Origin of the sequence: Hyphomonas sp. GM-8P, from assembly GCF_003263315.1 — a bacterium.
Lineage (GTDB): Bacteria > Pseudomonadota > Alphaproteobacteria > Caulobacterales > Hyphomonadaceae > Hyphomonas.
In genome coordinates, this window is sequence record NZ_AWFE01000110.1 from 1 (window position 1) to 4,815 (window position 4,815).

The following is a 4,815-nucleotide window of genomic DNA, read 5'->3' on the forward strand; positions in this document are numbered from 1 at the left end:
GGCCGGGAGCTGGCGGGTTTACGACAGCACTGCCGGGTTCGCTATCTAATCCAACGTCGCCTTTCGCCGCAAAATGCCGCCATCTGCCGGAACACGCCACCATCTCTAGTGGCCCCATGTCACGACCAGAGTAGCAACCCCGTCCAGATGAGCCGCATCGGTCGGTCCAAAATAGCGGCCATCCAGTGAGTCTGGATGGTCATTCATCAAGAAATACTGCCCATCCTGAAGCAGAATACAGCCCGACCAGACCGGTAAGTTTTGTCCCAGTCGGTCTTCAATATGAGCGGCTCCAACCTCCAATCCATTGATTTGAATACGCACACCTTCCCTGCAAACCTCATCGCTTGGGGTTCCAGAGATTTGCTTCAAAAGCGGCCAATCCCGCCCCACAAACCCATGTGCTTCAGCCCATTGCGCCTCATGCGCACTGGCTGAGACGACGACCCAGCGGCCATGGGCAAAGGGCGCGTCGCTCAGCCAGTATAACCCTTCGGGTGCGCTCGCTGTCCGGTTCCAGATCAGGCGATCGGATGGATTGAACACCGCCCCGAATGCAACCAATCCGACCCCGATAACAGTGATGCATACTAGCCCCTTGCGCCTTCTCATGACCGGATCGGCTCGCCCGTAGAGGCCCAGCGTTGTCCGTCTGACCAGGCCACAAGATCTTCGCGCGTATAATAGACGCGCCAGCCATGCTTGCGGTAAATGGGACCTCGTCCCTGATAGCGATAATGGGACAAGGTGATGGGCGATAGCCGCAAAAACTCCGCGGCCTCCGCAGCGGTTAGAAGCTCTGGTAATTCATCCTTGCAGGTCGTATTTTTCTTGTCGCGTGGCATGTCTAAGCACTCCTTTCTATTAGTCATCAGACAAAGAAAAAGATGCCGCGCGATGCCGGAATGTGTAGCCGCAAAAAGCGACCTCTGCATATTCCGCCCCGGCATTAACCAATGTTTTTATACAGAAAGCCGCCCCGAAGATGATCTCCGGAGCGGCTCTTGGGTGATGACGGCTGCCCCTAGTCCCGCGGGTTCCAGAGGATGACGTGGCGGCCTTTTTTGCCTTTCACGGGCGCGAGATTTGCGTAGATCTTGCGTGGTCCGATCTGAGGGTCTGCCAGCGTGATCGAGATATAATCGCGTCCCGATGCCTTAGCTTTGCGCATCCAACCGCCGCCAATTTCTGTCGAAGTTTCTCCGGCGAAGATGCGGTAGTCGGGCTGGGTTTCGACCGTCTTCTCCGCATTTTTCTCGATGCGGATCGAAGCGGCGAGGTTCATCATTGCGAGGGTGCCTTCAAAGCCTGTTTTGGTTTCGCTGACATATCCGAGTGCGTTGGCCATGGTGTTCTCCTTTTCGTTTCCTTGGCTGCCAGCGGGGACCCGTTGTCCCCGTCGACGCCGGACCGTCAGGACGATGCTGGACGGGCCTGAACCCGCAGGGGCGCAACGCAAGTGGAGCACCGGACCGGTGACGAATTTTGCTTCGCGGTGAATGCGCGCAAGCGCAGAGGAAAATTCTTCGCAGGGCCGGTTTCAGGCGCGGCAGGCCTCGTCCAGGTCATACGGCAAGAGACGGGAACAAGGGGTCTTCCTTTGACAAGGAAACATCAGAAAAGAGCGCCACTTGCTTGGGCCTCGGATACAAAGCGACCCCACAGAAGGGCATTTTTTGGATCGCTTCCTTTGATGAACCTTGCCCGCACCCATCGTCACAAGGCAAGCGAAAGACCGCCCGATGACCAGCACCGGACGGCCTCTCACATCGCACTGACGGGAGACAAAAACGTCATGCGGCGTCCTGTTGCGTATCGACATCTTCGGGACTGGCATCTGTCTCGCCCGCCTCGAACAGACCCTTGATCCGGTCCCACGCTTCGACAGGCGCAGACCCCGCACCTTCGACAAGGCGCGATGGCGGCATCTGCATCCATGCCGGACGCCAATCGGGATTTGGGGCGCAGCCTTCGCCCATGATCCGATTTTCGATGATGATCTTCTGGGTTTTGGCGGGATCAGTGGCGCAGCTCTCCGCCAGCGATTTGCTCCCAATATCTGCCACCATCGCATTGATCGCCCGCTTATCGCGGGTCAGTTCAAAGAAGGCCGGTTCCGGCTTCCAGTAGGCAGACAAGTCGGTGCCACAGACATGCAGAACGGTCTCAACGACAGGCCCGCCCGCTTCCAGCGTTTCGGCCATGGCAAAGGCTAGAACCTCGCCGACTTCTTCATTCGACATCGCGAGCATGGCGGTGAAGATTTCGCACAAACGATAGCCATCGCCATTGCGACGCATCTCGCCATTGACCCCAAGCGCGCTAAACAGGTTGGCAACCCGCTCCCGCGCGGCGTCCACTTGGTCTTGCGCTTTCGAGGCTTCAATGGAGGCCTGCGTTTCCTCCTTCCGCGAGCGGCATTCATGCGCGCGCACATCCCAGAGGGCGCTGCCAGTCATCGTATGGGCGACCATCAGGCGCAGCGCAATGGCGGGCTGCCCAAGCAGGCTGGCGCGGGCTGCGCCATGGCGATGCAGTAAGAGATATTCTGCCAAAGGACCGGACATTTCCGGCTTTACCGGCGCGGCTTCCGCCTTACCGGACGCTGGCGTGTCCTTGTCGCGTCGCCGCGCCTCGGCCTGAGAGATATAGCCATCGTGGAAGGTCACCGTGCCATCATGGCGACACTCGACATAGACCTTTCCGCCTTGTTTCTTCGTCTTGGTCACATGGTCCCAGCGATGGAAATATGCCCCGCGCTCAAGGCAGACCACGTCCGTCCAGCCGTCTGCGATATAAGTCTCAACCCGCTGTGCCACGGCTGCCGATTGCGCTTTCCAGAATGTGTCCCCATCCGCAAAGACGCCATACTCGCCAAACAGGTCTGCGGTGATCTGACCGTCATAGTCTGTAAGTTCAAACAGCGCCTTGTCGGTCGTGATAATGGCCCCGCCCGTGATCCATGCTTTGCAGTTTCGGCCACGCGGTTCGCGTTCGTCTTCGCTCTCATGGAGGCGTAGCCATTCTGCCTGCTGCTCGTCCGTGGCGAGAGTCAGGGCGCGGATCGTCTCGCGGTCAATCTCGTCCTCGGCGTAGAGTTTCCGTATGGGTTCCGCCAGCGAGGCCAGTGCCAGAACCCGCCTAACCAAGAGTTCCGTGACGCCAAAGAAGGCGGCGATGTCATCAACAGCGCGGCCTTCTTCATGCAGCCGTTTGAACGCTGTGTATTGTTCCATGTCCGAAGCTGGCAGGCGTCCGACATTCTCGATGACAGATGCCGCAATGGCGCTGGCGGCGTCCTCCTCATGCATAATCGCGCAAGGCACGTGCGGGGTGACGCCTGTCTCCTTCTCAAGGGCTTTTAGCGCGAAATAGCGCCGCCGTCCGGCAACGACGCCATACTGATCGCCTTCCTTGCGCACCAGCAAAGTCTGACGAATGCCGCTCTCCCTGATAGACGGTAGAATATCCGACACGTCGGGCTTCTTCCGGCTGCGGCGCATATTGAGTTTGGAGATTTTCAGCTGGTTGAGCGGAATGGATTTCAGAATAAGTTGGGCCATGATCGGGCCTCCTTGATTTGAGTTGGTTGGGGATGACGGGCGCGCGCTCATGCGCGCGCCTCGTCTGTTGTGACCGCTGTGCAAAGGCGTTGAATCGCGGCGCGTCCAGTGTCCAGCGCTTCGGGCAAAAGCTCGTTTGCGACTGAATCCAGGTGGCTGTTCGCTGAGTCAGGATAGTTGGCCTCGATGCCCAAAAGGCTCGCGGCATGGGCGTCGAGCACGATGCCTTCTCTCGCGATAGACAGAACGATCCCGCAATAGAACCATTCATCCTTGCGCCATGCTTCCATGATCGCTTCGGCGCGGGCCTGCGCCGCGTCAAAGCGAGCGCGATGGTTCGGACCGGCACCGATAAAGCCCGCGCTGTCCTTGTAGAGCGACGGCCAAAATCCGTCCTGGCGCTCGTCTGGTGCATCGCCGCAATCATCGCGCACAATCCGTGCGGTGATTTCAAAGCCTGCAACCTCGCAGGTGATGCTGTCGCCTTCACACACGAAGGCTTGGAAGCGTTCCGTCAACGTCATGCCGTGCCCTCCGAAAAGAGTCCGGCAATAGCGATCCAGTGCGGGCCGTACACGGCATGTTCGCCGCATTCATCGCAGCGGTAGCGCTGTGCATCTGGTTCGCAGCATTCGCGGGGCGCACGGCAGGCAAGGCAAAAGCCTTCCTGCCAGTCGTCGGCCTGCTGCAATTCTTCGACAGTGAAGCGGTAACGCGTGGTTTCGGGAGTCATATCTCAGCACTCCCTATCGCGACCAGAAAATGTGGACTTCATCGAAGCCCGTTTGGAACACCATGATCTCGCCATTCAGCGCCATGTCGCGGGCAAGGGCCTGCCAGTCGATATAGTATTGCAGGCTCTGCGGTATCTCGGTGCCGGTGTCCTCGTGTAGCTGCTCGGCAAAGTCCGCAGCGCTGCGATACTCGCCCGCATAATCGTCAAAAGCGGCGCGGGCTTGCTCAAGGTCATCGCCGAAATGGCGGTAGAGTTTCGCACCAAGCGCGCCGTGATCGGCGATAAAGTCGGCCAAGTCGCACACTGTCTCAAAGCTGGCATATTCGGAAATGTTGCAGCCCTCGAACCCTTCATAGTCATGAATCGCGTGCTCTTCGGCTTCGGTAATGGGCGAGGCGGACAGCATGGCGCGGACCTCTACCCAAATCTCGCCGGGCGTGGTTGCATCAATCCAGCGTCCGTGCAGGTAGCCATTATTGTAAGCTGCAAGGCAGATGGGATAATCGGACGCCACAT

At 58.7% G+C, this 4,815-nt stretch carries 7 protein-coding genes; all 7 read right to left on the minus strand.

What is annotated here, in order from left to right:
- Positions 1–105 precede the first annotated feature (105 nt).
- The 7 genes from HY26_RS16175 to HY26_RS16205 all read right to left on the minus strand — a co-directional run bounded on the left by HY26_RS16175 (position 106) and on the right by HY26_RS16205 (position 4,813).
- Entirely contained in the window at positions 106–612 is a 507-nt protein-coding gene (locus HY26_RS16175; protein WP_112074122.1) for a S26 family signal peptidase, read from the minus strand.
- Complete coding sequence (locus HY26_RS16180) at positions 609–845, minus strand: helix-turn-helix domain-containing protein (protein WP_112074123.1); 237 nt, start codon at positions 843–845, stop codon at positions 609–611. The genes HY26_RS16175 and HY26_RS16180 overlap by 4 nt, the downstream gene beginning before the upstream one ends.
- 179 nt (positions 846–1,024) lie before the next feature.
- Positions 1,025–1,348, minus strand: coding sequence for a DUF736 domain-containing protein (locus tag HY26_RS16185; RefSeq protein WP_112074124.1), 324 nt, complete (start codon positions 1,346–1,348; stop codon positions 1,025–1,027).
- A gap of 445 nt (positions 1,349–1,793) precedes the next feature.
- On the minus strand, positions 1,794–3,563 hold the full coding sequence (locus HY26_RS16190; RefSeq protein ID WP_112074125.1) for a ParB/RepB/Spo0J family partition protein: 1,770 nt from the start codon (positions 3,561–3,563) through the stop codon (positions 1,794–1,796).
- Between the two features lie 47 nt (positions 3,564–3,610).
- A complete protein-coding gene (locus HY26_RS16195) occupies positions 3,611–4,087 on the minus strand; it encodes a hypothetical protein (protein WP_112074126.1) in 477 nt (158 codons plus the stop codon).
- Positions 4,084–4,296 (minus strand): hypothetical protein, encoded by a 213-nt coding sequence (locus HY26_RS16200; RefSeq protein WP_112074127.1) that lies wholly within the window; start codon positions 4,294–4,296, stop codon positions 4,084–4,086. The genes HY26_RS16195 and HY26_RS16200 overlap by 4 nt, the downstream gene beginning before the upstream one ends.
- A 13-nt stretch (positions 4,297–4,309) precedes the next feature.
- Positions 4,310–4,813, minus strand: a complete 504-nt coding sequence (locus tag HY26_RS16205) for an antirestriction protein ArdA (protein WP_158531539.1) — start codon at positions 4,811–4,813, stop codon at positions 4,310–4,312.
- Between the last annotated feature and the right edge of the window lie 2 nt (positions 4,814–4,815).